Below are 25632 nucleotides of genomic sequence, written 5' to 3' on the forward strand. Positions count from 1 at the left end.
GCGGCTGTGCGTTCAGTGTGTGGCGAGAGTTACTCCGCTGTCGGCCCGGTGGGTCCGGGCGCCGAGCGGAAGGTCCGGCGGTAGGTGTCCGGGGGCACGCCGACCGTGCGGTTGAAGTGCCGGCGCAGCGTCGTGGCGGTGCCCATGCCGGTGGCCGCCGCGATGGCGTCGACCACGTCGTCGGTGCTCTCCAGCAACTCCTGGGCGCGGCGGATCCGTTGGGTCAGCAGCCATTGCAGCGGGGTGGTGCCGGTCACCGCCCTGAAGTGGCGGCTCAGATGACGCGAGCTCATCCCCGCCCGGCGTGCCAGATCCTCCACGGTGAGCGGCCGGTCGAGGCGCTCGATCGCCCAGGGCAGCAGCGCGGCGAGCGGGTGGTCGTCCCGGGTGGGCACCGGGGCGGCGACGAACTGGGCCTGGCCACCGGCCCGGTGCGGCGGCACGACCAGGCGGCGGGCCGCGGTGTTGGCGACGGACGAGCCGTGGTCGAGACGGACCAGGTGCAGGCACAGGTCCATCGCGGCGGCCTTGCCGGCCGAGGTGAGCACGCTGCCGTTGTCCACGTAGAGCACGTCCGGGTCGACCTCCACCCGCGGGTAGCGGTCGGCCAGCGCCGCGGTGTGCGCCCAGTGGGTGGTCGCGCGCTTGCCGTCCAGCAGGCCGGCGGCGGCCAGCACGAACGCGCCCGTGCACAGGGAGACCACCCGCGCACCCGCCTCGTGGGCGGCACGCACCGCTCCGACGAGCTCGGCGGGCGGCTCCACGTCGGTGTCCGCCCAGCCGGGGACGATCACGGTGTCCGCGTCCGGGAGCCGGTCGAGCCCGTGGTCGGGCTCCAGCCGGAACCGGCCGACCCGCACGGCGTCCACTCCGCAGACCCGGACGTCGTACCAGGGGACGCTCACGCCCGCCGGAGCCGAGCCGAACACCTCGTACGCCAGGGACAGTTCGAAGTGCAGCATCCCGTCGGTGACGGCGAGCGCGACAGTACTCATGTCCGGAACTGTACGGGCTACGTCGTTCCGGACACTCACGCAGGGCGGCCCGCCTTGGCCAGGATGTCCGTACCAGCTCGCGGCGGATGACGCGAGCACTCGACGGGGGGAGCTCCCATGGGAACGGGAACAGGAACAGCAACGGAACCGGGACTTGGAACGGCACAGACGGTGACGGTGTACGGCGCGTACGGCCACACGGGACGCTTCGTGGTGGCTGAACTGCGCGATCGCGGGTTCGTCCCGGTCCTCGCCGGCCGCGACGCGGACAAACTGCGCGCGCTGGCGGCATCCGCCCCCGGCCTCGAAGTCCGCCCGGCCCGGGTCGACGACCCCGCCTCGCTCGACCGCGCCCTGGACGGCGCGGACGCCGTGATCAACTGCGCCGGGCCTTTCGCCCTGACCGCCGCGCCCGTGATCGAGGCGGCCCTGCGCGCCGGAATCCCGTACGTGGACGTGGCGGCCGAGATCGAGGCCAACGCCGACACGTTCACGCACTTCGCGGACCGCGCCCGGGCGGCGGGAGCGGTGATCGTCCCCGCGATGGCCTTCTACGGCGGCCTGGGCGACCTCCTGGCCACGGCCGCGATGGGCGACTGGACGACGGCCGACGAAGCGACCATCGCCTACGGACTGAGCGGTTGGCACCCCACCCCCGGGACACGCAGCGCGGGCACGGTCTCCCACGAGCGTCGGGCCGGCCGGCGTGTCCGCTTCGCGAACGGCCGGCTGGAGTACCACAACGACGAGCCGGCCCTCCTGAAGTGGCCGTTCCCCGACCCGATGGGCACCAGGGAGGTCATCGGCGAGTTCACGATGGCCGACGTGGTCACCCTCCCCAGCCACCTCTCCATCCCCGAGGTGCGCACCCACATGACGACCGAAGCGGCCGGCGACCTCTCCTCCCCGGACACCCCGCCCCCGACCGCGGCCGACGCCGACGGCCGCTCCGACCAGACCTTCCTCGTCGAAGCCGTCGTACGCTCAGGCCCCACCGAACGACGCGCCGTGGCAACCGGCCAGGACATCTACGCCGTCACCGCACCGCTGGCGGTGGAGGCGGTCCACCGCGTCCTCACCGGCCGCACCCGCACGACGGGCGTGGCCTCCGCCGGCCGGATCTTCGACGCCGCCGACTTCCTCCGGGCCCTGGCCCCGCACATCACCTTCGAACCGCTCCGGGGAGGGCCGGAGTCCTGACGGACGAGGGGGCGTCGGCCGGCGCCCACGAACGCACTCAGCCGGAACTATCGCTTCTGCGCTCTGTAGCGCTTCATCAGCGTGGTGATCCGGGCCTGGTCCGCCTGGCCATTGAGCTCGGCCAGGAGATCGTCGGGGCACAACGGCGGGTGGCAAGCTGTGCCGATGAGCGACTACCGCCTGTGGCTCGCCGCGATCCCACAGCCCCTGTCCGTCGCGGATGCGCGGGTCTACTGGAACCTCAAGGATCCGACTCCTGCCCTCACCGAAGCGCTGGCCGGTGCGGCTTACCTCTACGTCGGCTCCTGGCAGGAGACGCACCTGTCCGAGCACCCCCAGTCGGGGCGCAGCCCAGCGGTTCGACTGTTCGACTGGCTGTTTCTGCGAGGCACCATCGACGAATATCAGGCTCCCGTGCTGGACCCACAGCTGCGGGACGAACTGAACGCTCTCTACCGACCTCGCCCGGACGATCTGCCGTCCGAGTCCGTGGCCGACCATGAGCTGGAGAGCTTTCTGGCTGGACACATGGCCTGGTGCCTGCTCCCTGAGGAGACGCCCCCGGCCGGCCTGTGAGACCGCAGGCATCGCTGGTGGAGCAGCGCCGCGCCCGTACGTCACGACCCCGTAAGGCCGCACACGGTCACAGCGACGCGGTCTCCGACGCGGTCGCCCAGGCGAACCCGTCCGGGTCGGTGAAGGGCCCGGCGTCACCGTTGACCGTGAGCCGGTGCGACCCCGTGCCGTCGGGAGAGACGCCGACGAGCTTGGCCAGGCCCCGGCGCTTGTACAGCGCCAGCTTGACGGAGCCCGGCCCGGTGGCGAACTCGACGTACTTGCTGCCGAAGCTCTTCGCCACGGCGAGGCCGTGCTCGACGTAGAACCGCTTGCTCCCGGCCATGTCCGCGACGCCCAGCAGGAGGACGATCTCGTCGATCCGCCGGGTGGCCGGGCCGGTGTTCTTCTTCGACGACGACGCGATCTGCCAGATCGTCCCGTCCGGCGCCTGCACGACGCCCCCGTAGCCCCAGAGGGATGTGGCGGCGGGCTTCAGGGTCGCGGCACCGGCGTTCACGGCGGCGTCGACGAGAGCGTCCACATCGGCCGGCTGGGACACCACGAGCGACAGCGTGAACCCGCGAAAGCCGCTCGCGGGAGCCTCAGAGGCCCGCACGCGCACCTGACTGCCCAGTCCGAACGCGCTGCTGTAGAAGTGACGGGCGGCTGCGGGGTCGTCCACCTCAAGGGTGACGGATGCGATGGAAGTCATGAGAACGACGCTAGGCGCGTCTGGGAACCCGCGCTTCTCGATTCCTGACCGGAGCGTCAGCGCACAGGCCGCCGCCCCGCGTGCCGGGACACTCGTACCGCGAAGAAGATCGCGTCGACGGCGAAGACCACGATGCCGATGGCCAGGAGGTAACCCAGGCCCTCCGCTGCCACACCGATGATCCCCAGGGCGACGGCCATGAGGATGACCAGAAGGAAGAGTGCCATCACCGCGGACCACCTCTCCTCTGCCACGTGCGTACGGTCACCTCACCGGCGGGCGAGCCGGCGCTCGCCCCCCGCTCCCGGCTGGTACGTCATGCCGTAGTGCTGGAAGATCTCCTCCTCCTGCTCGGCCGGGAGGACGTCGTCCGTCCCGATCGAGGGGGCTTTGCGTACCTGTCCCCTGGCGTAGGAGACCTTGATGTAACCCGGTCCGACAACGGCGTCGTCGAGGGGCACGAAGATCAGGCGCCGACGGGTGGGCAGACCGGTCCGGACGGTGGCCATGGCCGGTTCGTCGGTGGACGTGTCCACGTAGACCGCTTCGAGCATGCCGATCTTGCGCTGCTTCGGGTCGACCACGTCATGGTCGCGCCATTCGCGGATGTCGGCTGAACGGATCATGCCGCGCTCCCTGTCTGGTCCCGCCGTTTCACCCTACTCCGGCCCGGGCCGGAGTACGGTGGAGAGGACGAGGATTTTCCGTATGCCGGAATTCTGACCGGTTTCGGACATCGCACTCCACCCGTCCTCTCATGGGCAGCCCGTGACCCCGGCCGCGCCATCCGCATCCAGGCCGAGGAGCCACGCATGCCACCGCCTCGCACTCCGAAGACGTCCGCACCGCCGGACCCCGCCCCGTCGCCCCAGGGCTACGACGGAACGTCCCCCTTCCCGTCGGACGGCCCGGCGCCCATCCGCGACGGCGGTGAGCGGCTGTACGTCGCGGTGACGGGGGTGATCGTCGTCCTGCCGTTCGTGGCGATCGCGCTCGCCGGCTGGCTGCTGTGGGGACGTCTCATCCACCCCACCGACATCGTGCTCGCCCTCGTCCTGTACACGATCACCGGTCTCGGCGTCACCGTCGGCTTCCACCGCGGCCTCACCCACGGCGGCTACCGGGCCGCCCGCCCCGTGCGCATCGCGCTGGCCGTGGCCGGGTCGATGAGTTTCCAGGGCGACGTCATCGGCTGGGTCGCCACCCACCGCCGCCACCACGCCTTCACCGACCGGCCGGGTGACCCGCACTCCCCGTACCGCTACGGCACGCATCTGCGAGGCCAGCTGCGCGGGCTGCTGCACGCGCACGTCGGCTGGCTGTTCCGCAGCGACAGCACACCCGCCGACCGGTACGCCCCCGACCTGCTCGCCGACCGCGACATCCGCGCCGTCTCCCGCGCCTTCCCGGTCCTGTGCGTCCTCACCCTCGCCCTGCCGTTCGGCGTGGGCTGGGCCATCGGCGGTACGTGGCTGTACGGCGTGACCGCCCTGCTGTGGGCGGGACTCGTGCGCATCGCGCTGCTCCACCACGTCACCTGGAGCGTGAACTCCCTCTGCCACCTCATCGGTGAGCGCCCGTTCCGCACCCGGCGCCACGACCGGGCCACCAACCTGTGGCCCCTCGCCCTGCTCTCGTTCGGCGAGAGCTGGCACAACCTCCACCACGCCGACCCCACCAGCGCCCGTCACGGCGTCGACCGCGGTCAGGTCGACCCCTCCGCCGCCTTCATCCGCCTCCTCGAACGCCTCGGCTGGGTGCACGACGTGCGCTGGCCGACCGCGGACCGGGTCGCGGCCCGTCGCGTCTGACACCGACCACCGGACCTCTCATGACGTCGACAGGAGCCCTCATGACCACCGCGCCACAGCCCCCGCTCTCCTCCCGCCCGGACCTCCGGCTGCGTCTCGCACCCCGCAGCGGCATGCCCCGGCCCATCGACGGAGCGTGGTGGCCCCGCTCGTACGACCTGCTCGCCGAACTCCCGTCGCTGCTCTCCGGGTTGCCGCGGGCGTGGGGCCACGTCACCAGCGTCACGGTCAACGGCGCGACGTGGCCGGCGGCCCCCGGCCGGATGCTCGTCTCCAACCAGGTCGTACGACTGCACAGGGCCCTCGCGGCGTCCGCCCCGCACACCGTCGTCCTGCTCGCCCCCGGCCGAGGCCGCTGGGACCTGCTGGTCGTGCCGCCCGATACGACCGACGAGGCCGCGGAACCGCTCATGGCGGCCGCGGCGAGCGATGACGTGTGACCGCGCGGAACGGCGAGGGAGGTGACCACGGCGGTCACCTCCCCACGGCACGCCGCTGATTGCGGCCGTGTGAGCTCGGTGAGCCCTGTGACGAGAGGGCACTGCCGCTCCCGTGCGTCACCCCGGCCTCCGGGCTTGCGTGACGGGCCCGTTCCGCCGTCACGAGCGCGGTCGCGGTCATCGCCGGGCCGGTGTCCGCACTCGCCGCGGCCATCAGCCGGGCGGCCGAGGGGGCGCCGGTCTCCGGGGGAATCACCAGGAGGTCCCAGCGGCCCGCGGTGTAGGACAGCAGGAGGATCTCGTGCGGATCCAGTTCCGAGGTGAACCAACCAACTCGCACCACATGGCCGTTGACGACGATCCTGGGCGGGAGGATCGGCCAGTGGCGGGGGTTGACCGCGATACGGGTGATCCGCCCCCACAGCGGGTCCAGCATGTCCGCCAGGCCGGAGAGCTCGCTCGTCAGGTCACGTGAACGAGGCCACCAGGCGCCGTCCAGCTCGGCGTGCCCCGCGGCAGGGCTCTCGGATCTGAGCGCGAGGCGCGCGGTCGGGGTCCTGAACGGAACGGCCCGCAGCGGGGGGCGAGAGATGGTCGCGGACATCGCGCAAACCCGTCTCCGGACCGCTGCGTGGGTGCAGCCGCCCGACGTCGTCCTGCACCGGGAACGACGCCGGCGTCGGAGCCGGGGTGCGAAGTGCTCCCGATGAGTTCACGCTACTCCCCGAAGGGGCCGGGCGGCCGGTTCCCGGACGCCGTCTCACGTCGTCGGCGGCCGTCCTGCGCGGACCGGCTGGTCTCCAGCCACGACCGTGCGGGTTCTGCCGTGCGGCTGGTGTCCACGGTGAGGTCGAGGCGGGTTCCCCCGTCGGGGCCCGCGGGATAGCTGCGCTGCTCGCTGGCGGCGAAGCAACGGCGGAGAACCTCAGCGACCCGACGGGCGACCTCGGGCGAGGCGGCGACGATGCGGACCTCGGCGTGCCCGTCCGGGGTTGGTTCCGTGGACTGCATGGCGACCTCGGAGTTCGATGTCCCGGTAGGAGACGCGCCGGATCTCTCACTCTACTCCCGGCTTCCCGGCCCTCATCGGCCGGAGAGTACCGTGAAACGAGGAAGCCGCTCGGCTTCCTCGTGCCCGGCAGGATTCCCCCGGCAGGCAGGCAGGCGAGAGCGATGTCCGACTCCGACTCCCCGCGTGTGACCAGGCTCCTGCCGGACGCCGTCCACCAGGCCATACGGCCCGGAACGGCCGTCGTACGGCTGGAGACGACACACGACCGGCAGGGCGTGCTCGACGGGGCGTGGTGGCCGCGCTCCCGCGACATCGCCACCGAGCTCCCCGGCCTGATCACCGCACTGACGGAGTACCTCGGGCCCATCACCCGTGTCGGCCTGGACGCCGGCGCCTGGGAAGAGCTGCCGACGCGGATGACCATCGACGACCGTGTCGTCCACATCGACTCCTCCGCGGTCGGCGACGACACCGTCCTCATCACCCGGGGAGGGCAGGACCTCTTCTCCCTCCTCGTCGTCCCGCCGCATGCGACGCCCGACGCCGCGCGCGCCGCCATGGCCGAGGCCGCCCGGGCCGGCGGCGTGGCGCGGGCCGAACAGATCCTCATCGACACCGGCACCGAGCGAGCGAACCCCGACGCCACGGAAGTCCCGAACGCCCCCGGCGACTAGTCCGGGAAGCGTCGCCGGTCAGCCGCGGCGGTCCTCGGGGCTGACCGTCGCCGGTACCGGGATGCCCGCGGTGCCGAAGTCACCCGAGACGATCCGCGTGGCCGGCTCCGACAGGCGCAGGTGACGGGCGCGCGTGTTCGACCGGAACGCGACGAAGGCGTCGTCGAGCGCGCCGATGACGCGGCTGCGCAGGCGGAGCGGGAGGGCGTGCGTGCTCACGTATCCCGTCTCGCGGGCCCGTGCGGCGAAGTGTGCGGCCGGCCGTCGGCGGGCTCCGGCCGCGCCAGCTCGATGTTCGTCCGGGCGGCGCCGGTGCGGTAGCACTCCACGCACGGGCCCTGGTCGTGCGGGGGATGCCGGTCATCCCTTTCCCCTTCCCCTTGTTGCCGCAGGGACAACGGCTCCGGGCAGGGGCGAATGGGGCCGTTCCGCCCTTGTCCGTACGGTCCGTCGGGCCGGTTCGAGGAGTACGCTGGAATCACCGAGGATATTTCGCGCACCGGCTTTCAGGCTCGTGTCGTTTTCGGCGATCGAATATGCCGGGCCGGTCGCGATCGGCCCGGGGCAGGGTTCGCGTCATGACTGCGACCATTTCCCACCCCGTGACAGCCGAAGCCGATGACCGGCTCTCCTCGTCCTCTCCGCGTCTGTCGCTCGCTCCCGTCGGTCTCGCACCGGCTCTGCTGGACGGCGCATGGTGGCCCCGTTCCCGCGATCTCGGGGCGGAACTCCCCTCCCTGACCGCCGTACTGGATCCGCTGTGGGGGCGGATCACCCGGGTCACGGTGAATCCCACCCACTGGCCGGTCGTACCCCGCAAGGTGCCCGTCGCCGGCCACGTGGTGAAGGTGGGCTGGTTCCTGCCCGAGCAGGACGCGCACGAACTGCTGCTGCTCTCGTACCGCGTGGGCCGCTGGAACCTCCTGGTGATCCCGCCGCAGACGACTCCCGAGTCGGCCGCCCGGCTGATGGCCGCCGCGAGCGACCCACTGGGCACGTCGACCGCGAGCCGGCTGATGGCGGAGGAGGCACGCTCGCGTACGGCGTACGAGGCCGACCGGGCCGTCGAGGCGGTCTGGGACTCCGAAGGAGGACATGAGGCCGGCGGCGTGGCCGCACGTCCCGGGGTCCCGGCCGTGACCGTCTCGATGCCGCAGCAGCCCATGGGAAGGTGAGACCAGTGGAGACATTCGTGTCCGTTGCCGTGATCCTGGGGATGATCGCTCTCGGTGTGTTCCTCATCCACCAGCTGAACTCACAGCACAACAACCGCATCGCCGCCTTCCACTACGGCCGCTCGGGGATGCCTGTGGCGGGACGGGCTCCGCACAAGGCCCGAGGCCGGGCGGGGACGGGCGGCACCGGCCGCCGCCCCGGCGGACGCGGGCGGTTCTCCTGGCGCCGCCCCCGTAAGCAGGCCTGAGCCCCGCGTCCCGGGCCGGGGACAGCCCGGGGCGGGACGGCACAGAGCCACGCTCCCTCCAGGACACGATGCCCACCGGGCGCGGATGCGTCCGGTTCATGGCGCATCCCCGGACGGCCGATCCAGCACGGTGCTTGCCGACTCAGGCCTGTGGACCGGCCGTTCCTCCGCCCCACGATCACCCCGTATCGGCGGCACGCCGCGAGGGCCGGGCCCGGTCCGCCCACGCGGCACTCTCCGACGGGCATTCCGAACCGAGGAGCCATGCCCCTTCCACGGCTGAACGTCCACCGGCCCGACCACACCACCTCCGTCGATGCCCACGGTGAGGCGAGCACACCGACTCCCGCCCACGCCGTACGCCTGCGCCGGCTGAACCGCTGGCAGGCCGAGACCCTGCGGGAGGACCTGGCCGACCTGTACGTGGAGTCCTCACGCGCGCAGGAAGGCGAGGAGTACCGGGCCCGGGAGGCGTTTCTGCGGCGGCTCACCGGTGCCGTCCGGCGGTCCGGATTCGCGCTGCTGATCGGGGAGGACACGGCCTTGGCCGGGTGTGCCTACGGATTCCCCGTACCGCGCGACGGGGCATGGTGGAGGGGGTTCGAGGGGGCCCTTCCGCAGAGCGTCGAACAGCTCACCGCGTCCGGACACGTCTTCGCGATCACCGAGATCCTGGTGCACCCCCGCTCGGACGACCAGGGCCTCGCCCGCAGGCTCCAGAACCGCCTGCTGGCCGACCACCACACCTCGCTCGGGGCGACGCTGGTCGACCAGGCCGACGCTCCCGCCTGCGACGCCTTCCTGTCGTGGGGATGGCAGGACATCGGGACGATCCGCCGGCCGCCGGATCCCACGGTCCTCCGGCCGACGGCCCCCGCGCCGATGAGGGTCCTGGTCCTGCCCATCGAGCCGGGCACGACCACCCGCACGGACGCCCACGAGAACCGCACCCGACGGCCCGGCTGACGGCCGGGGGGTGACCTGGGCGGGAAGAACTCCGACGCGACCCCGCACGCCTGAGCCGGACGTCAGGTCGCGGCCCGCGTCTCGCGCACGCGGTACTCGCTCGGGCTGATGCCGTGTTCCCGCTTGAACGCGGCGCTGAAGGCGAAGGCGTTGGCGAACCCGACGCGCCGCTGTCCACGGTGCAGAGCCCGCTGAGCAGGAGCGTGCCGTCGGTCCCTCCCGCGTCCCAGGAGCCGGCATCCGGTACCCGGGGCGGGCCAGTTCCTCGCCCTGCGGGGTCGTGCAGCGGCCTCCGTGGCGGATCTCCAGTTCCGGTGCGGTGCCGGGGTCGTCCGCGATCACGTACGGTGCGCCGCCGCTCAGCAGCGCGACGTCTCCGGAGCCGATCCGCACCGGGGCGCCGCCCTGGGGAGTGATCCACGCGGAGCCGCGCACGAGGACCGCGAGGGCCAGCGGCGAGCCGTCCTGGAAGCGTGCCGCCCAGGAGCCGGTCAGGGAGGACTGGTTGAAGACGGCGCCCCTGGTCCGCACCCCGTTCAGGAGGTCCGTCAGCGGATCCGTGCTGGTCAGCCCAGAAGGCCTTGGGCCGGGCTCCCCGGGACTTCTCCGAGTACGCCGGCGTCACTGCCCGGCAGGGTGTCTGGAACGTCTGACCTTGCCCGGGTCGGAACTCGGTGAGAGGGTCTGGGACGCCGGTGCGTTCACGTACGACCACGTCGAAGGCGACATCGGCTGTCCCATGACCCCGCCCGTCGGCGGCGCCCATGACAAGGAGTGGATGACCTGCGACGGCACCGTCTACCGAGACGGTCCGCCACGAGAACGCCGTGCACTCCCTGGAGCACGGCGCCGTCTGGATCACGTACAACGGCACGGCGACCGCCGCCGACGTCGAGCGGCTCGCCGGCAAGGTGGCCCGGACGCCCTACACCCTGATGAGCCCCGCCCCCCGGCAGTCCGGGGCGATCATGCTCTCCGCACGGGGACACCAGCTCAGGTGGACGCGGCATCCGACCCGCGTGTCGAGCAGTTCACCACCGCCTACGTCCAGGGCCCCCAGACCCCGGAGCCCGGCGCTCCGTGCACCGGCGGCCTCACCGCGCCCGGCGCGGTCGTCGGCCGGCCCGCGCCCAGGTGATCAGCGGGATTCGGCAACGGAACCCTCGGGCGCCTCGTGCCCGGCACGGCGGCGGTACTCGGCGTTGATGCGCTGGGCTTCCTCGAGCTGGTCCTCGAGGATGACGATGCGGCACGCGGCCTCGATCGGCGTGCCCCTGTCGACGAGCTCGCGGGCGCGCGCCGCGATGCGCAGCTGGTAGCGGGAGTACCGGCGGTGTCCGCCCTCCGAGCGCAGCGGAGTGATCAGACGGGCCTCACCGATGGCTCGGAGGAAGGCCGGGGTGGTGCCGAGCATCTCGGCGGCCCGCCCCATCGTGTATGCGGGGTAGTCGTCGTCGTCCAGACGACCGCTGAGCGGGGTATCTGCTGTCATGTCACCTCGTAGTGCAACGCGTCGAGGGGCCCTGGTGCCGTATGGCACCAGGGCCCCGAAGGAAATTGAACACCATCTGTCGGCCCTAATGCTCTGCCGACCTTCTGTTTCCGCTCCCGGTCCTGCAGACGGGGGGATGCGGGGATCGCGGCTGCGTGACCGGGGACCACCTTCCAATCCGGGGTCTTGCGGTACCCGGCCCCGTACTGCTCGGGCCGGGCGATCCTGATGGCGTCTGCTCCTCCGTCCTTCTCTGCTCACTGATCTGTGTCAACGGGAAAAAGACTAACTGCGTTGGAGCTCAATGTCTACTCTGGCAAGAGCAGATTTTGTTCTCTGCTGGCGTAGACCGCCCGGGTCCCGCAGGGACGGCGGGACGACGACGAGGGCCCTGCCGACGCGCGTCGGCAGGGCCCTCATCGGGATCGGGGTGGGCGGTCGTCCGCCCTTCCTCATGCGTCCAGGGGTGCGGCGCCGAGCAGTGCCGACGCGTTCTGGAGCGGAGTGGGGACGCGCACGGGCGCGGCCTCGGGGTGGGCGTGGCAGGTAAAGCCGAGGCGGGCCATGGCCCGGACGACTTCGCTGCCCGTGAAGTCGCGGCGGTCCTGGCGGGTGATGACCTGGCCGACCTGCTTGACGGGGTAGCGACGGCGGCCGATGGTCACGGACTCACCCGTGACGGTCTCGGGCGTGATGCCCTTCATCGAGGCCAGCACTCCGCTCTTGGTCAGGTCGAACGGGTACCGGGCGATGACACAGCGCATGATGCTCCCAGAGAAGGAGAAACGGCTGACCGGGCGAGGCGGTTCAGCAGGAGAGGGCGAGGACGCCCGGGGCCCGGACGTGCTCGCCGGCGGCGGCGGTCCGGGGGACGGGTGAGACGAACGGTCCGTCGAGGACCTCCCGGAGCCGGGTCCGGTCCGTGTACGTGGAACTGCCGCGGTGAACGGCGAGTTCGGCCCGGGTGACCGAGCCCGTGCGCTGATCGTCCCCGTCGCACAGGATGAGGTACTCGACACGCGCGCCGGCCATGACCGACAGGGCGACCTCGACGGTCATGTCGTCGCGGACCCGGGGGCCGGACGCGTCGACGGCGTCGACCACGGTCACGGGGGAGGGGTCCTCCTGCCGGCACTGCGTCTGAACCGTTGTCAAAGCTGCCTCCGCGGAGATGGGTGAGCTGAGGACCGACGTCACTAGGCCGCCGGGTCGTAGGCGGGCCGCTGTGCCCTGCGCCGCCCCGCCTGTCCGGTGAGGCGCCCCTGGACGGGGCGGTTCCTGCGGCCCCGGGACGAGGGGCCCGCGGACGATGCGGCACGGCGGGGATGCGCCGGGGCCGGTGCGGTGATGACGACAGGGACACCGGACGGGGTCTGGGCGCCTGTGATGCGGCTCAGTTCCGCTTCTCCCGAACGCACCGGGGTGACCTGGGGCGTGATGGCGGCCGAAGCCATCAGCCGGTTCATGCCGCGGCGCTGGCCGGGTGTCACGAGGGTGACGACGCTGCCGGACTCGCCGGCGCGGGCGGTCCGGCCGCCGCGGTGCAGGTAGTCCTTGTGGTCGGTGGGCGGGTCCACGTTGACGACCAGGTCGAGGTTGTCGACGTGGATGCCGCGGGCCGCGACGTTGGTCGCCACCAGGACCGTCACATGGCCGGTCTTGAACTGGGCGAGGGTCCGCGTGCGCTGCGGCTGCGACTTGCCGCCGTGCAGAGCCGCGGCGCGGACGCCGTTGTTCAGCAGGTGCTCGGTCAGCCGGTCCACGGCGCGCTTGGTGTCCAGGAACATGATCACCCGGCCGTCGCGCGCCGCGATCTCGGTGGTCGTGCGGTGCTTGTCCGCCTCGTGCACGTGCAGCACGTGGTGCTCCATCGTCGTGACGGCACCCGCCGACGGGTCGACGGAGTGGACCACCGGGTCCGTCAGATAGCGGCGCACGAGCAGGTCGACGTTGCGGTCCAGGGTGGCCGAGAAGAGCATCCGCTGCCCCTCGGGGCGCACCTGGTCGAGCAGGGCCGTCACCTGCGGCATGAAGCCCATGTCGGCCATCTGGTCGGCCTCGTCGAGGACGGTGATGGCGACGTCGTCCAGTCGGCAGTCGCCGCGGTCGATGAGGTCCTTCAGCCGCCCCGGCGTCGCGACGACGACCTCAGCCCCCGCCCGCAGCGCACCCGCCTGCCTGCCGATCGACATGCCGCCGACGACGGTGGCCAGCTTCAGCCGGACGGAGCGGGCGTACGGGGTGAGCGCGTCGGTCACCTGCTGGGCGAGCTCGCGGGTGGGGACCAGGACCAGGGCGAGCGGCTGCCTGGCCTCGGCGCGCTGTCCGGCCGTACGGGCCAGCAGCGCCAGCCCGAAGGCGAGGGTCTTGCCCGACCCGGTACGGCCGCGGCCGAGCACGTCACGCCCGGCGAGGGAGTTCGGCAGGGTCGCCCCCTGGATGGGGAACGGCACGGTCACGCCCTCGTGGCCGAGCGCGGCCAGCAACGGCGACGGCAGAGCGAGGTCGGCGAACGCCTCTACGGCGGGCAGCGCGGGCGTGGTCGTCACCGGCAGCGCGAACTCCCCCTGGGGAGCGGCCGGCCGGCGCTCGAAGCCCTTGGAGCGGCGCGGAGCCCCCGAGCCCTTGGCCGCAGACCCGCGGGAGCGGTCGTAGGTGCGGGTCGTGCGGGCGGTGCGTGCGCGGTTCAAGCGGAACCTTCCTCGATGTGAGCTCGTGGGCACGTAGCAAGGAATTTCCGCAGCAAAATGAACGGCGCAGAGAATCGCGAGAACGAGCCTGAGGTGTGGGCGCGGCTTTCTTGCCACGCGCCCTGAAATGCAGCGAGCTGGGGCCCGCACCCCAAGGTGCGGGCCCCAGCTGCGAAATATGCGTTGCTGCCGCGATGTCAGGCGGGAACGATGTTCTCGGCCGTCGGGCCCTTCTGGCCCTGCGCGATGTCGAAGGACACCTTCTGGCCTTCCAGCAGCTCACGGAAGCCCTGGGCAGCGATGTTGGAGTAGTGGGCGAAGACGTCGGCGCCGCCGCCGTCCTGCTCGATGAAGCCGAAGCCCTTTTCCGCGTTGAACCACTTCACGGTGCCAGTAGCCATGTTAATTCTCCTTCGGAGACGATGTTCGGAATTCGCCCTGTGCGGATTCCGCGTCGCCGTGCTGATTACCCCGTAGGAAAATGAACCTTCTGGCAACCACACCTGCAACTGAGATCGACAGTAGCATGGCGCGACCGGCGATGTGCGGAGCGACAATTCCGCCCTGTCCGACGCCCGAGGAATACTCGTCGTGGGTCGCACCAATTTCTCATCTCACAAAAACAGATATTGGCCCCGCGCCGACGCACTGTTCCTGTCGCCGCGTCCGGCCGCAGCGCCATGACCTCCCGGGATGGCCCCTGCGCCGCAGCCGCCGACACCGACGGGCGGGACCACGGCGAACGCGCCGGGACCCCGCGTTCGCGATGAAGGTCACATCGGCAAACGGGTGGCCTTCCGGGGGGGGGGGCTAGCCCGCGTGTCCTGCGGTCCAGGTGATGTGCGGGGGCTCGACGCGGGCGCACAGGGGCCCGCCCCGCGGGTCGGTCAGGCCGAGGCGTCCGACCAGCAGTCCGTCGCGTGCGGCGGCGGCGAGCACGTCGGCGGGGATGACGTCGAGCATCAGCTTGGCGCGGCGGAACATCGTGAAGACGCCCGACTCGTCGACCGTGCCCCACGACAGGTAGACGAACCGTCGGCCCAGACGGTCCTGCACGTAAGGGCCCTTGATCTCGATGCCGGTCGGCGAGGTACTCGTGGTGCACTCCAGGGTCCATGTCGCGGACGGTGCGTCGCCGGGCTGCGGATCGAGGAGTTCGCCCGGGCGGTCGCGGCGTTGGACGGCGACGTGGAGGTTGCCGTACGCGGGGACTGTGCCGGGCAGGTCGACGGCGTCGATGCGGATGCGCATGGCAGCCATCATCCCGCCATCGTCCGGGCACAGGTGGGCCTCGCGGCGTCCTGTCACCGGCTGCTCTGCGGGCTGTAGGGCTGGAGGAGCTGGTCGACGGGCGCGTAGTCGTCGGTGAGCGGCCGGGCGTCGCCGATCCAGGACGTGAGGTCGTCGCCGGTGGAGATCTTCCAGCCGGTCTGCCGGGCGTCCAGCGCTTCCTGCATCGCGCGCAGATCGACCGGCCGGTCGGAGGCGATCACCACCAGATTGCCGCCCTGGACGGTGGCGGTCGGGTCGAGGCCGATGTCGGTGGGTTCGCCGACGAGGGCGACGTGCTCGAAGGTCTCGCTGAGGGTGGCTGCCTCGGCACGCGCGAAGGCCAGGCCACCGTGATCGATGAGGTTGGCGACGTACAGGCCGTCCTCGTCCAGCACCCGCCGTACGTCAGTCATCGCTTCCACCGTGGTGAGGTGCCACGGCACGCTGACGCCGCCGAAGGCGTCGCCGACGACGAGGTCACGACTGCCGGCGTCCAGTCGCCGCAGGCCGAGCCGGCCGTCCTCGACGCGCACGTCGATGCCCGCTCCCGGTCTCAGGCCGAGGTGGTCGCGGTCGATGCGCACGACCCCGCTGTCGATCTCGGACACCAGGCTGCGCGTCCCGGGCCGCGTGGCCGCGAGGTATCGGGGAAGGGTCAGCCCGCCGCCGCCCACGTGGTGGGCAGCGAGTGGCTCACCTTCGGGAAAGGCGGCATCGACCACCGACGCGATGGCGCGCACGTACTCGAATTCGAGGAAGGTCGGGTCGTCGACGTCGACGTAGGAGTGGCGCAAGCCGTCCAGGACGAGGGTGCGGCCGCTGTCCCGGTCGGGGTCCGCCACGACCCGTGCGCAGTGGTACCTGGTCTCCGTGTCGCAGCCACCGGGCGCGACCGTGACGGCGAGGCCGCCGGCGACGACCACGAGAGTCAGGGCAGGGGTGCCGCTCCACCCGCGCGTGCGCCACTCGACCAGCCCCGCGCCAGCCACCAGCAGTGTCCCCAGACCGATCAGGATGCCGCTGATCGGCAACCGCGAGACGAGGACGAAGCCGGTGAGGACGGTGCCGACGATGGCGCCGACGGTGCCGACGCCGGACAGCCGGCCGACAACCGTTCCGGTCTCGGCGAGGCTGGTGAGACGCAGCTTGGTGACGATCGGCGTCACCGCCGAGAGCAGCGCGCCCGGCACGAGGATGGTCAGCGACGCGATCAGCAGGAGGATCGCCGGCGCCCACTCCGCGGTGCTGCGCAGCACGGCAGGGGTCAGCGCCACAACCGCTCCCGACACCCCGAGCGAGGGGCCTATGAGCCGGCGCGGATCGACCTGGTCGGCGATGCGCCCGCCCATCCAGGAGCCGACGGCGATCGCGGTGAGGGCGATGCCGATCACCATGGTGCTGGTCTCAAGGGTGAGGCCGAGGTAGGGAGCCAGCAGCCGCAGCGCGACGATCTCGACCACCAGGACTGCGGCCGAGGACCCGAACACGAGCACTGCGGCGGTACGGGGACCCAGGCCGTCGTGGTGAGGCGTGCCCTCGGCGGCAGGCGAGGAAGACGATCCGGTCACGCCGACATCCTTCCACGCGACTCATCGACCGGAGGGGAGAAAGCCGCGAGCACCCTTTCCGGCCCGGGCCGAAGACGTGTCCCCGCCCGCGCTCAGCCGGTTCGCCAGGCCGACTCGAGGGCCGTCCGGTTGTCGCGCAGGAGATCGTCCAGGTCCGTCTCGTAGAGCGAGTCCGGCACGTTGTCGGAGAAGATCTCCAGGACGCAGGGGCCGCGGTAGCCGACGCCGTGGGCGGCGTGCAGCAGTCGGCCGACCGGGATGTCGCCGGTGCCGACGCCGCGCCGGTCCATCCGCGAGCGGGGTGTGCGCCAGTCGCTGACCTGGAGCAGGAACAGGCGGTCGGGGGCGTCGGCGAGACGGGGGACGAGCTCCGGGTCCTGCCACAGGTTCCACAGGTCGAGGCAGACGCCCACGTTCTCGCGGTCGACCTCCTGGACGATGTCGAGCGCCTGCCGGTAGGTCCAGATGGCGGTCTCCGCGTTGAGCAGGACGGGGTTGAGGGGTTCCAGCGCGATCCGTACGCCGTTCTCGGCGGCGATGTCCGCCAGTTCGCGGTGATGGGTGACGACCTGGCGGATCGCCTCGTGCAGATTTCCGTCGGGCGCCGGCCCGGTGTTGGTGACGAAGACCGCGCCCGGGGCGAACGGTGCGATCAGCTCCACGCTGCGGCGGAAGCGCGCCAGCCGGTCACGCCGATCGGCGGGGTCCGGCTGGGTCTCGCTGGGGAACACGGTCCGTACGACGGGCTGGACCGAGCTGATCGGCAGTCCCGCCTCGGCGACCGACGCGAGTTGCGCCTTGGCGCGGTCATGGTCCTGGTGGAGCTTGGTCTCGCACAGCTCGATCGCTTCGACCCCCAGGCCGGCGTAGTGCGTCAGGTCCTCCTCGAAGGACCAGGGCATGGTGGTGAACTGGTTGACGCCGTAGGGGAAGGCGAACGGAGGTGCGGTGCTGTCCGTGGGAGTCATACGAGTACCTCCGTGCCGTTGCTGCCGGTCAGGAAGCCGGTGACCGTCCGGTGGAACTTCTCCGGCTCGTCGAAGAACAGCGCGTGGCCGCTGTGCTCGAAGAAGACGGTCCGGGCGTCCGGGAGCGCCTCGCCGACCCAGGCGGGGCCCTGCCAGGGGAACACCTGGTCCTGACGTGCCACCAGGACCAGGCTGGGCAGCCGGATCGTGGGCAGCAGATCACGCCAGTCGTGGCGGGTGTGGTCGGCCATCAGGGCGTTGCGTGCGTACGCGGGGGACTTGGCCATCTCGGCCAGGAGCAGGTCCCTTTCCCGCGGGGTGGGTTCGGCCGTGAGGATGGTGCGGACCTGGTCCTCGTCGAAGGCCGCGGGGTCGCAGGTGAGCTGCGTCTGCAGGGCGGCCAGGGAGGGTTCGTCGTAGCAGGTGGCGTGTGCGTGCTTCCAGTCCGGTGCGTAGTACTGGCGGGGTGCCTGCTGGACGTACACCGCGCGGGCCAGGCGGTGGCTGCCGAACAGTTCCAGATAGCTCCAGATGACCGGGCAGCCCAGTGACCAGCCCAGAACGGTGACCTCGCGCAGGTCGAGTGCTTCGAGGAGCTCGAACAGGTCCTTGGCCAGCCGCGACACGCGGTAGCCGTGGCGGGGTTTGCCGGAGTCGCCGTGACCGCGCAGATCGACGGTGATGACGCGGGCGTGTTCGGCGAGGGCGTCCAGGTTGCGGGTGAAGAAGCGGCCGCTGAAGCCCCAGCCGTGGATCAGGACGAGGGGAGGGCCGGTGCCCTGTTCCTCGTAGTGGAGTTCGACGCCGTCGCTGGTGGTGATGGTGCCCATGGGTCTCCTTCTCCGTGCTTCTGGCCTTCTACGTGCCTTCTGTCCGAGGGTCGGTCAGGCCCTCACCGAGCGCGGCCACGGCGGCGGCCCCGTGCCCCGCCGCGAGCAGCGGCGTGCGGATGTCCTGTTCCAGGTCGGGCAGGTAGCCGAGGAGGACGTCGGCGGGCCCCTGGATCCGTACGCGGCCCAGCGCGGCCGGCAGCAGCAGGCTCCGGGCCCGCCCGAGCCGCTCGGACCGGCCACCGGACTCCACGGTGACCGGGGCACCGGCGTTGCTGACGACCAGCGCTGTGGAGAAGTCGTGCACCAGTGGGGCCGTGGTGCCCGCCCGCCACCGCTCCAGGGCGAAGTACGGCCCGGCGCACAGCACGGTGTGCTCCACTCCGTCATCGACCTGGATGCTCAAGCCGGAGTGGAACTCGGGACGCGATCCGGGACGCCACTCGTCGAGCAGCCGCCCGAGGTTGGTGTGCCACTCCCCGTCGTCCAGTTCCGAGTCGTCCTCCATGCGCCGGCGCATGGCGTGCTGCTGGATGTCGGAGGTCTGCTCGATCTCGTAGACCAGTGTGTCCGGGCCGAAACTGTGCAGGGTGCCGCCGGGTACGTAGACGGTCTGCCCGGCCCGCACCGGAAGCCGGCGCATGACCGCGTCGAAGTCCTGCGCCAGCAGGGCCCGGTGCAGGGTGTCCCGGTCCACACCGGCCTTCACCCCCACCAGGGCGGTGGCTCCCGGGGCCGCGTCGAGGACGTGCCACGCCTCGGTCTTGCCGTTGGGCTCGCCTTCCAGCCGGCGCGCGGTGTGGTCGTCGGCGTGCAGATGGACCGGAAGGGCGCCGGTGCCGTCGATGAACTTGGTCAGCACCGGGAAACGCGGGCCGCGCCACCCGCGCCCCACGAGTTCGTCGGGGTGGTCCTCGACGAGCCGGCGCAGCGTGCGGCCGTCCAGCGAGCCGTCCGCGACCCGTGCTCCCTCGCCGTCCACATCGCTGACCTCCCAGGTCTCCGCGACCGGGCCGTCGGGCAGGCCGGTACGGCCCAGCCGTTCGGCGAGGGCCCGGCCGCCGAAGACGTGCTGCTTGACCGGGGTGGTCAGCCGCAAGGGATACCAGTCCACGGTCCCTCCTGGTTGCTGATGGACTCTGACCGTGAGTCTCAGAGAATGGGCTGACCGCCGGTGACGGCGATGCGCGCGCCCGAGACGTACGCGGACTCGTCCGAGGCGAGCATGACGTACACGGGGGCGAGTTCGGCCGGCTGCCCGGCCCGGCCCAGCGGCGTCTCGTCGCCGAAGTCCTCGACCTGCTCGGGCGGCATCGTGGCGGGGATCAGCGGCGTCCAGATGGGACCGGGGGCGACGCTGTTGACCCGGATGCCCCGCTCGGCGAGCGACTGGGACAGCGAGCCGACCATGTTGGCGATGCCCGCCTTCGTCGCGTTGTACGCCAGCAGGCCCGGCGGCGGCGAGTCGGAGTTCACCGAGGTGGACGCGATGATCGAGGCACCCGACTTCATGTGCGGCACCGCCGCCTTGCAGAGGTGGAACATGGCGCTGAGGTTGGTCGCCAGCGTGTGGTCCCACTCCTCGTCGGGGACCTCCTCGATCGAGTCGCGGAACATCTGGAACGCCGCGTTGCTGACCAGGACGTCGATGCGGCCGAACGCCTCGACGGCCCGGGCCACCACCTCCCGGCAGTGGGCGGGATCGGACAGGTCGCCCGGCACCAGGACGGCCTCGCGGCCGGCCTCCTCCACCCAGCGCGCCGTGTCGCGGGCGTCGTCCTCCTCCTCGTTCAGGTGCGAGAGGAGGACATCGGCGCCCTCGCGGGCGTAGGCGATCGCGACGGCCTTGCCGATGCCGCTGTCACCACCGGTGATCACGGCCTTCTTCCCGGCCAGCCGGCCCGATCCGCGGTAACTGTGCTCACCGTGGTCGGCCCTGGGCTGCAGCTCCGCCTCGGTCCCCGGGGGCTGTTGCTGCTGTGCGGGCTTGTTCATGGGGACAAACCTCCTTCTCTTTCCTTGCGTTCCGGTCGGGTGGCACACGGGCGCGTGTCTGCCCGTTCCCGACCGGACGGTGACTGGTTCGGAATGTCGGAATGCCGGAATGGAGGTCGTGATGCCGTCGGCTGCGCACGGGCCACCACGCCAGAGGTGCGGCAAAGAGGAAGGGTGACGGTGCCCCTCGCGCCGGGCGGGGTACCCGGGGCGCGTGGGAACAAACCGGACTTGACGCCCGGCGCACGCCAACCCCTGTGCGGCCCAGATCGGGAAGTTCGGGTTCTACGGGGTCGCCGCTGTTCCCCGGCCTGAGAACCCACGCCTCATCAGAACGCCCATGTCCGTCTGTCCGTCCGTACGCGTGTGACGTTTGAGCATGCAGGTGCGCTGGATGTTGGGGGCGGCCTGTGACGGCTGTGCCCGAGTCACGGAAATGGGGGATGAGGGTGGCTCCGCGTGCAGCACGTCATCGGCGTTCGGTGAAGCGTCGTGTTCTTGCCGGGGTTTCCGCCGCCGCGGCGGCCGGAATCGCGGTCAGCGCGACGATGGCCATGAACGCCGAGGCGGCGTGGACGTCGCCGGCGCCCGCCTGATCAGCCGTTCCGGCACCTTCGGCACCGTGAGGACACTCACGTCGGACGGCCGGGTCCCCCAGGTCGACACCCGCCCGACCTCGCGGTTCACGGTGATCTGGCAGCAGGAGAGCTTCCCGTACACGATCAAGTCGGTCACCGGTCCCTGACCGGCTTCAACTGCCCCGCTTTTCCCACTCGGCGGGTTCCCACTCTTCCCTCTGTGAAGGAGACACATGCGCAAGCGCGCTGCCTTTGCCCTGCTCAGCGCCGTCGCCGCGCTGGCCGGCTACGCCGCCCCCGGTGCCTACGCGGGCGAGACCCAGACCGACGTCCACATCAGCAACGTTTCCTTCGACGGTGGCAAGTACATCGTCGTCGGTCTCTACGCCAAGACGGTCACGGTTTCGGGGACCTTCACCCACCCGTCGGGCATCCAGGACGCGGACTTCGTCCTGTGGCGCGGACCGGACGGTGCGAACCCCTACGAGACCTACGACGACCGCATCGTGTCGAACCAGTACTACTCCCATGCGGACTGCGTCGCCTCGAGCGCCACCACCTCCACCTGCTCGCAGACGATCTCCCTCGAACCGGACTGGAAGTACGGCGGCACCGCGCTCACCAACGCCCACGCCGGCACCTGGAAGGTCAGTGTGCAGGGGGTGGCCAACGACGACAGCTGGACCCAGACGGCGAGCTACACCACGACCCGTCTGCAGCGCCAGTCCGTGCTCACCGTGAACGCGGGCCCGGAACCGGCTGCCGGCGGCAAGACCCTCACCGTCACCGGCAGGCTCACCCGGGCCGACTGGGACAATCTCGATTACCGGGGTTACACCAGCCAGCCGGTGAAGCTCCAGTTCCGCAAGGCCGGCACCACGACCTACGCGACCGTCAAGACCGTGTACACCTCCAGCACCGGCAACCTGACGACCACGGTCACCGCCTCCGAAGACGGCTACTGGCGCTGGAACTTCGCAGGGACCTCCACCACCCCGGCCGTCAAGGCGACCGGCGACTTCGTGGACGTGCAATAACCCGAACGTGAGGCAGCGGGAGCCACCGCAACCCCATGGGTGTGCAGGGGCGTGCACCCCACCCACCGCTCCCGGCAGCAACGTCCTGGCGGGGCGCCGTGGTGCGTAGCCGGCGCCGGATGAGGCGGGGTCACCTCACCCGGCGCCGGAGCTCCACCCGGGTCGTCGGTGGGCGTACTCGGTGACGACTCGGGCGAGGGACCCGTGCGGACGGGGTACACACATGGCTTGGAAATGACCGCGTCTGGCAGGAGGTCGCAGTGACGCTTTCAGACGTGGTCTACGTCTGTCTGGGCCTGGGGGCACTGGGGGCGGCTGTGCTGCCCCGGGTGGTGTCCAAGCGGCCGTTCTCCCTGCCCATGGTCTTCCTTGCCGCGGGGGTTCTGATCGAGTTGCTGCCGGTGGGCGTGCCGGCCGTGGATCCCGTTCGTGATCGCTTGTGGGTCGAGCACACCACCGAGGTGTGTGTGATCGTGTCCCTGATGGGCGCGGGGCTCGCCATCGACCGGCCCTTCGGATGGCGCCGGTGGTCCGGTACATGGCGGTTGCTGGGCATCACGATGCCGCTGACCGTGGCGGTCGTCGCCCTGCTGGCCTGGGGGCTGCTCGACTGGCCGCCCGCTGCCGCCCTGCTGCTGGGGGCCGTGCTCGCGCCCACGGATCCCGTGCTGGCCGGTGAGGTGCGTGTGGGCGAGCCGCTCGGTACCGAGCGCGACGAGGACGAGGTGCGGTTCTCCCTGACCAGTGAGGCCGGGCTGAACGACGGACTCGCCTTTCCGTTCGCCTACGCGGCCATCGCCCTCGCCGCGGCGGCCGGGACGGGGTGGTCGGCGGACTGGATCGGTTCGTGGGCGCTGACCGACCTGCTGGGCAAGTGCGCTGTGGGGCTGGCCGTCGGGGGTGGTGCCGGCTGGTTGCTGGGGTGGATGTTCTTCCGCGTGCGCACGTCGGTGCTGCGGCTGTCCGAGCACATGGAGGGCTTCGTGGCGCTGGGAGCCACCTTCCTGTCCTATGGCGTCGCCGAGGTGCTCCACGGCTACGGCTTCCTGTCCGTGTTCGTGACCGCCTGCGTCATCCGGGCCGCCGAGCGCAGCCATGGCTATCACAAGGTGCTGCACGAGTTCACCGAGCAGATCGAGCGGTTGCTCACGGCCGTGCTGCTGTTCCTGCTCGGCGGTTACCTGGTGGCCGGCGCATTGTCCGCCCTGACGCTGATGGGCGCGCTGGTCGCCGTTCTCGTGCTGCTGGTCGTACGGCCGCTGACCGGGTGGCTGGCACAGGTACGGACCGCCATGGGGAAGAAGGAACGAGCCGTGGTCGCCCTCTTCGGGATCCGGGGCATCGGTTCGCTCTTCTACCTGTCCTACGCGCTGGGGCAGGACTCCTTCGGCGGGCTGGAGCGGGAGCTGTGGGCGACCGTGGCCCTCACGGTGGTGATCTCGGTGGTGCTGCACGGCGTCATGGCGACCCCGGCCATCGGCTACCTGGACCGGCGGCGCGACGAGGCGGAGCTCGGCGGTCGGTCGTAGGCGGCAGGCGTACGGGCCCGTACTCACCAAGGCGCGAGGTGAGTACGGGCCCGTACCGGAGCGGGGCCGCGGGGGCGGTCAGACGGTGGTCTTCACCGACTCCTGGTCTTCGTCGCCGTCCGTGGTCTCACCTGCGTTGCGGGCGCGGACGAACTCCAGGAAGGAGCCGAGCTCGCGCTTGACGACCGGGGCGAGCAGGTACAGGCCGATGATGTTGATGACCGCGAGCATGAACAGCACCGCGTCGGCCATGTCGATGAGGGTCTGCAGCGTCAGCAGCGAACCGGTGATGGCGAACAGGGTGTAGACGACCTTGTACGTCAGCTCGCTGGCCCTGCTGCGGCCGAAGAGGTGCGTCCACGCCTTGAGGCCGTAGTAACCCCAGGTCAGCACGGTGGAGATGGCGAACAGCAGCACCGCGACGGTGAGGATGTACGGGAACCAGGGCAGGACCGTCTCGAAGGCGTCGGAGGTGATCGTGACACCGCCGATGGAGTCGGGGTCCTTGCGGGCCTCGGCCCAGCTGGCCGGGTTGGCGATGACGATGGTCAGCGCGGTCATGGTGCAGATGATGACGGTGTCGATGAACGGCTCCAGCAGGGCGACCAGGCCCTCGCTGGCGGGGTGCTTGGTCTTCACCGCCGAGTGGGCGATCGGGGCGGAGCCCAGGCCGGCTTCGTTGGAGAAGGCGGCCCGCTTGAAGCCGATGATCAGCGCGCCGAGCACACCGCCGGCGACGCCCTGCGGGTTGAAGGCGCCCTCGATGATCGTGCCGATGGCGGCCGGGAGCTCGGTGACGTGCACCAGGATGACGACCAGGCAGGCCGCGATGTAGATGCCGGCCATGGCGGGCACGAGCCTGCTGGTGACGTTGGCGATGGAGCGGATGCCGCCGAGCAGCACGATGCCGACGAGCGCGGCGACGAGGATGCCGAAGAACAGCGCGCCGGCGGAGGAGCCCATCGGGCCGTCCTCGCCGCCGGTGACGCTGACCAGCTGGGCGTAGGACTGGTTGACCTGGAAGAGGTTGCCGCCGAACAGGCCGAAGAACAGGATCATGAAGGAGGCGAGGACCGCGAGGACCTTGCCGAGCTTCTTGCCGCCCGCGCCGAAGCGGTCGGCGAGACCCTTGGGCAGGTAGTGCATCGGCCCGCCGGAGACCGTGCCGTCGGCGTGCACCTCGCGGTACTTCACACCGAGGGTGACCTCGACGAACTTGGTGGCCATGCCGAGCAGGCCGCACAGGATCATCCAGAACGTCGCGCCCGGGCCACCGATGGAGACGGCGACGGCCACACCCGCGATGTTTCCGAGGCCGACCGTGCCGGAGACGGCGGCGGTCAGGGCCTGGAAGTGGTTGACCTCACCGGCCGACCCCTTCTCGTCGTACTTCCCGCGCACCACGTCGACCGCGAGTCTGAACTTGCGGACCTGCACGAACCCGAACCAGCCGGTGAAGACCAGACCGGCGACGACGAGCCAGGCGACGATGAGGGGAAGTTCAGTTCCGCCGACGGGAACCGCGTAGAAGACGACTTTCCCGAGCCACTTGGCTATCGGCTCGAAGAAATCGCTGACGGCTTCGTCGACGTTCTGGGTGACGGAGTCGAGTGACACAGTGGCTACCTCGATGGTGCGAGCCCGGGGCACGGGGAAGTGCCGCCGGTTGATGTGCGGTCTCTGAACGAACGCCGTTGTCCGATCGGCGACACTGGGTGGGCTGTCCGTGGATGCGGATCGTGATCACCCGGGTCGTGCTGCCGGTGCATGCCGACCGCTCCGCGCTGTGGTGTTGAGCGGTGTCACCTGCGGAGTTGCGCAGTTCTACCACAGGCTTTGCCATGTCTTTAGTGACTCAAGTCACATGACTCGCAGTTACAGT

Annotated in this window: 30 protein-coding genes and 2 pseudogenes; 12 read left to right on the forward strand and 20 right to left on the reverse strand. The window is 70.9% G+C overall.

The genetic code is table 11. The annotated features are described in order from the left end of the window. Window positions 1-29: 29 nt before the first annotated feature. A complete protein-coding gene (locus HDA41_RS21220; protein WP_184986151.1) occupies window positions 30-995 on the reverse strand; it encodes a helix-turn-helix domain-containing protein in 966 nt (321 codons plus the stop codon). A gap of 117 nt (window positions 996-1112) precedes the next feature. On the opposite strand from HDA41_RS21220, the gene HDA41_RS21225 reads away from it, so the two are divergent. Continuing rightward, complete coding sequence (locus HDA41_RS21225) at window positions 1113-2195, forward strand: saccharopine dehydrogenase family protein (RefSeq protein WP_184986153.1); 1083 nt, start codon at window positions 1113-1115, stop codon at window positions 2193-2195. Between the two features lie 165 nt (window positions 2196-2360). Then, complete coding sequence (locus HDA41_RS21230) at window positions 2361-2771, forward strand: hypothetical protein (protein WP_184986155.1); 411 nt, start codon at window positions 2361-2363, stop codon at window positions 2769-2771. A 67-nt stretch (window positions 2772-2838) separates the two neighbouring features. On the opposite strand, the gene HDA41_RS21235 is transcribed toward HDA41_RS21230, so the two are convergent. The 3 genes from HDA41_RS21235 to HDA41_RS21245 are packed head-to-tail and all read right to left on the reverse strand — an operon-like array spanning window position 2839 to window position 4091. Beyond that, entirely contained in the window at window positions 2839-3465 is a 627-nt protein-coding gene (locus HDA41_RS21235) for a VOC family protein (RefSeq protein ID WP_184986157.1), read from the reverse strand. A gap of 56 nt (window positions 3466-3521) precedes the next feature. After that, entirely contained in the window at window positions 3522-3692 is a 171-nt protein-coding gene (locus HDA41_RS21240; protein WP_184986159.1) for a hypothetical protein, read from the reverse strand. Between the two features lie 42 nt (window positions 3693-3734). Beyond that, window positions 3735-4091: a PRC-barrel domain-containing protein gene (locus HDA41_RS21245; RefSeq protein WP_184986161.1), complete on the reverse strand. Its 357-nt coding sequence runs from the start codon at window positions 4089-4091 to the stop codon at window positions 3735-3737. 186 nt (window positions 4092-4277) lie between these two features. Between HDA41_RS21245 and HDA41_RS21250 the strand changes: the two genes are divergently transcribed. Both HDA41_RS21250 and HDA41_RS21255 read left to right on the forward strand, forming a co-directional pair. After that, window positions 4278-5276 carry an acyl-CoA desaturase gene (locus HDA41_RS21250; RefSeq protein WP_184986164.1) on the forward strand — a complete coding sequence of 333 codons (999 nt, stop codon included), beginning with the start codon at window positions 4278-4280 and terminating at the stop codon, window positions 5274-5276. 41 nt (window positions 5277-5317) lie between these two features. Then, on the forward strand, window positions 5318-5716 hold the full coding sequence (locus tag HDA41_RS21255; RefSeq protein ID WP_184986166.1) for a DUF5994 family protein: 399 nt from the start codon (window positions 5318-5320) through the stop codon (window positions 5714-5716). Window positions 5717-5750: 34 nt separating this feature from the next. Here the strand turns inward: HDA41_RS21255 and HDA41_RS21260 are convergent, their stop codons facing one another. Then, window positions 5751-6320, reverse strand: coding sequence for a DUF5994 family protein (locus HDA41_RS21260; RefSeq protein ID WP_184986168.1), 570 nt, complete (start codon window positions 6318-6320; stop codon window positions 5751-5753). Window positions 6321-6433: 113 nt separating this feature from the next. After that, entirely contained in the window at window positions 6434-6727 is a 294-nt protein-coding gene (locus HDA41_RS21265; protein WP_184986170.1) for a hypothetical protein, read from the reverse strand. A 162-nt stretch (window positions 6728-6889) separates the two neighbouring features. Between HDA41_RS21265 and HDA41_RS21270 the strand changes: the two genes are divergently transcribed. Next, window positions 6890-7402 carry a DUF5994 family protein gene (locus HDA41_RS21270; RefSeq protein WP_184986171.1) on the forward strand — a complete coding sequence of 171 codons (513 nt, stop codon included), beginning with the start codon at window positions 6890-6892 and terminating at the stop codon, window positions 7400-7402. An 18-nt stretch (window positions 7403-7420) separates the two neighbouring features. Here the strand turns inward: HDA41_RS21270 and HDA41_RS41390 are convergent, their stop codons facing one another. Then, complete coding sequence (locus tag HDA41_RS41390; protein WP_230299470.1) at window positions 7421-7621, reverse strand: hypothetical protein; 201 nt, start codon at window positions 7619-7621, stop codon at window positions 7421-7423. Window positions 7622-7980: 359 nt separating this feature from the next. On the opposite strand from HDA41_RS41390, the gene HDA41_RS21280 reads away from it, so the two are divergent. From HDA41_RS21280 to HDA41_RS41395, 3 genes are all read left to right on the forward strand, one after another. Continuing rightward, entirely contained in the window at window positions 7981-8577 is a 597-nt protein-coding gene (locus HDA41_RS21280) for a DUF5994 family protein (protein WP_184986173.1), read from the forward strand. 17 nt (window positions 8578-8594) lie between these two features. Continuing rightward, window positions 8595-8825 (forward strand): hypothetical protein, encoded by a 231-nt coding sequence (locus HDA41_RS21285; RefSeq protein WP_221511573.1) that lies wholly within the window; start codon window positions 8595-8597, stop codon window positions 8823-8825. A 264-nt stretch (window positions 8826-9089) separates the two neighbouring features. Beyond that, window positions 9090-9791 (forward strand): GNAT family N-acetyltransferase, encoded by a 702-nt coding sequence (locus HDA41_RS41395; protein WP_230299469.1) that lies wholly within the window; start codon window positions 9090-9092, stop codon window positions 9789-9791. Between the two features lie 315 nt (window positions 9792-10106). Here HDA41_RS41395 and HDA41_RS42735 read toward each other — a convergent pair. Further along, window positions 10107-10322 (reverse strand): annotated as a pseudogene (locus HDA41_RS42735) (cupin domain-containing protein); the annotation flags it as partial. A 142-nt stretch (window positions 10323-10464) separates the two neighbouring features. Between HDA41_RS42735 and HDA41_RS21300 the strand changes: the two are divergent. Continuing rightward, a pseudogene (locus tag HDA41_RS21300) lies at window positions 10465-10929 on the forward strand (thioredoxin-like domain-containing protein); the annotation flags it as partial. On the opposite strand, the gene HDA41_RS21305 reads toward HDA41_RS21300, so the two are convergent. The 11 genes from HDA41_RS21305 to HDA41_RS21355 all read right to left on the reverse strand — a co-directional run bounded on the left by HDA41_RS21305 (window position 10930) and on the right by HDA41_RS21355 (window position 20606). Beyond that, window positions 10930-11283, reverse strand: a complete 354-nt coding sequence (locus HDA41_RS21305) for a MerR family transcriptional regulator (RefSeq protein ID WP_184986177.1) — start codon at window positions 11281-11283, stop codon at window positions 10930-10932. A gap of 452 nt (window positions 11284-11735) precedes the next feature. Next, on the reverse strand, window positions 11736-12047 hold the full coding sequence (locus tag HDA41_RS21310; protein WP_184986179.1) for an SCO5918 family protein: 312 nt from the start codon (window positions 12045-12047) through the stop codon (window positions 11736-11738). Window positions 12048-12090: 43 nt separating this feature from the next. Next, on the reverse strand, window positions 12091-12438 hold the full coding sequence (locus HDA41_RS21315; protein WP_221511574.1) for a CBS domain-containing protein: 348 nt from the start codon (window positions 12436-12438) through the stop codon (window positions 12091-12093). A 41-nt stretch (window positions 12439-12479) separates the two neighbouring features. After that, the gene (locus HDA41_RS21320; RefSeq protein WP_184986183.1) at window positions 12480-13973 is read right to left on the reverse strand and encodes a DEAD/DEAH box helicase; all 1494 of its coding nucleotides are present in this window, start codon (window positions 13971-13973) and stop codon (window positions 12480-12482) included. A 197-nt stretch (window positions 13974-14170) separates the two neighbouring features. Then, complete coding sequence (locus HDA41_RS21325; RefSeq protein WP_004986771.1) at window positions 14171-14374, reverse strand: cold-shock protein; 204 nt, start codon at window positions 14372-14374, stop codon at window positions 14171-14173. A gap of 409 nt (window positions 14375-14783) precedes the next feature. Continuing rightward, window positions 14784-15224 carry a DUF5990 family protein gene (locus HDA41_RS21330; RefSeq protein WP_230299468.1) on the reverse strand — a complete coding sequence of 147 codons (441 nt, stop codon included), beginning with the start codon at window positions 15222-15224 and terminating at the stop codon, window positions 14784-14786. A 53-nt stretch (window positions 15225-15277) separates the two neighbouring features. Next, window positions 15278-16813: a fused MFS/spermidine synthase gene (locus HDA41_RS21335; protein ID WP_184986187.1), complete on the reverse strand. Its 1536-nt coding sequence runs from the start codon at window positions 16811-16813 to the stop codon at window positions 15278-15280. A gap of 92 nt (window positions 16814-16905) precedes the next feature. After that, window positions 16906-17781, reverse strand: a complete 876-nt coding sequence (locus tag HDA41_RS21340) for a sugar phosphate isomerase/epimerase family protein (RefSeq protein WP_184986189.1) — start codon at window positions 17779-17781, stop codon at window positions 16906-16908. Beyond that, window positions 17778-18611 carry an alpha/beta fold hydrolase gene (locus HDA41_RS21345; protein ID WP_184986191.1) on the reverse strand — a complete coding sequence of 278 codons (834 nt, stop codon included), beginning with the start codon at window positions 18609-18611 and terminating at the stop codon, window positions 17778-17780. Before HDA41_RS21345 ends, HDA41_RS21340 begins: the two co-directional genes overlap by 4 nt. 28 nt (window positions 18612-18639) lie before the next feature. Further along, window positions 18640-19725, reverse strand: a complete 1086-nt coding sequence (locus HDA41_RS21350) for a type I phosphomannose isomerase catalytic subunit (protein WP_184986193.1) — start codon at window positions 19723-19725, stop codon at window positions 18640-18642. Between the two features lie 38 nt (window positions 19726-19763). Then, window positions 19764-20606, reverse strand: a complete 843-nt coding sequence (locus tag HDA41_RS21355; RefSeq protein ID WP_184986195.1) for an SDR family oxidoreductase — start codon at window positions 20604-20606, stop codon at window positions 19764-19766. Between the two features lie 571 nt (window positions 20607-21177). Here HDA41_RS21355 and HDA41_RS21360 point away from each other — a divergent pair. The 3 genes from HDA41_RS21360 to HDA41_RS21370 all read left to right on the forward strand — a co-directional run bounded on the left by HDA41_RS21360 (window position 21178) and on the right by HDA41_RS21370 (window position 23750). After that, the gene (locus tag HDA41_RS21360) at window positions 21178-21351 is read left to right on the forward strand and encodes a hypothetical protein (protein WP_184994186.1); all 174 of its coding nucleotides are present in this window, start codon (window positions 21178-21180) and stop codon (window positions 21349-21351) included. A 66-nt stretch (window positions 21352-21417) separates the two neighbouring features. Then, the gene (locus HDA41_RS21365) at window positions 21418-22221 is read left to right on the forward strand and encodes a calcium-binding protein (RefSeq protein WP_184986197.1); all 804 of its coding nucleotides are present in this window, start codon (window positions 21418-21420) and stop codon (window positions 22219-22221) included. Window positions 22222-22481: 260 nt separating this feature from the next. Then, entirely contained in the window at window positions 22482-23750 is a 1269-nt protein-coding gene (locus tag HDA41_RS21370; RefSeq protein WP_184986199.1) for a cation:proton antiporter, read from the forward strand. A 78-nt stretch (window positions 23751-23828) separates the two neighbouring features. On the opposite strand, the gene HDA41_RS21375 is transcribed toward HDA41_RS21370, so the two are convergent. Continuing rightward, the gene (locus HDA41_RS21375) at window positions 23829-25367 is read right to left on the reverse strand and encodes an alanine/glycine:cation symporter family protein (RefSeq protein WP_184986201.1); all 1539 of its coding nucleotides are present in this window, start codon (window positions 25365-25367) and stop codon (window positions 23829-23831) included. Between the last annotated feature and the right edge of the window lie 265 nt (window positions 25368-25632).

This window comes from Streptomyces caelestis (assembly GCF_014205255.1).
Taxonomy (GTDB): Bacteria; Actinomycetota; Actinomycetes; order Streptomycetales; family Streptomycetaceae; genus Streptomyces; species Streptomyces caelestis.